General features: G+C 77.7%; 1 protein-coding gene. It reads left to right on the forward strand.

The genetic code is table 11. From position 1 onward, the window contains the following. A partial coding sequence (locus tag DZG00_RS15800; RefSeq protein ID WP_119455837.1) for a hypothetical protein occupies nt 1-761 on the forward strand: 761 nt, incomplete at its 5' end. Between the last annotated feature and the right edge of the window lie 201 nt (nt 762-962).

A 962-nucleotide genomic window follows, 5' to 3' on the forward strand; every position in this document is an offset into this window, starting at 1 on the left:
AGACGCCCGCCCGCACCCGGGACCCGCTCGTGCCGCCGCCCCGCCGTCTCCTCCGCCTGGGCCCGGTCGCCGCGGTCGTCGCGGGTGCGCTGCTCGTGGCCGGGCTCGGCACCGCATCCGCGTCCGGCCTCCTCACCGACGACGACAGCTGGCGATCCCGGGAGCCGACCTCGACGCCCGGCCCGCCGAGCACGCGGGATCCGCGCATCGGCATGCCCGTGCCCGCCTTCACGGCGGACCCGCCGGCGCGCATGCACGAGGAGCTCACGGATGCGGAGGTCGCGGCGTCCCTGCGCGAGAGCGCCGACGCGCTGTGGGGCATGGTGCTCCTCCAGCGGCCCGACGCCGTGCGCCCGGACCTGCCGGTCGAGCGCGTGCTCGAGGGCGAGGAATGGGTCCGGCAGCAGGCCGCGTGCCTGACCGAGTCGGGGGTCCGCGTCCAGGTCATCGGGACGGGCGAGGACACGCGCCTGGGCATGCACTCCGCCGACGTCGCCGTCGACTACGCCTGCGCGGTGCGCTTCCCGACGCGACCGGCCGGCCCCCTGACGGACGCGGCGCTCGGCTGGCTGCACGACTACTTCGTCGACTTCCTCATCCCCTGCTACGCCTCGGCGGGTGCGCCGTACGACGGCGAGGTGCCCGACCTCGACGCGTTCATCGCGGGCTCCCGGGCGGGAGTCCCGTGGCAACCGACGGCGAGCGCGTCCGACGGCGTGCTGGAGTCCCGCTGCCCGTCGGCACCGGCGAGCCTCCGCTGACCCGCCGCCGCGCCTGCTGAGGACGCTTCTCAGCGCGGTTAGGGTGGATCCCGTGCGCGCCCCCCTCGGACCCCGGCCCCGCGCCACGGGTCCGCGATGACGGATCGCCGCACCCCCTGGGCGCCGGACGACGACGACGCGTCGCCCTTCGACCGTCCCGCGCGGCCCCGCCGCGAGCGCGCCCGCGACCGCCGCCGCGCC

Source organism: Clavibacter lycopersici (genome assembly GCF_003576405.1).
Taxonomy (GTDB): domain Bacteria; phylum Actinomycetota; class Actinomycetes; order Actinomycetales; family Microbacteriaceae; genus Clavibacter; species Clavibacter lycopersici.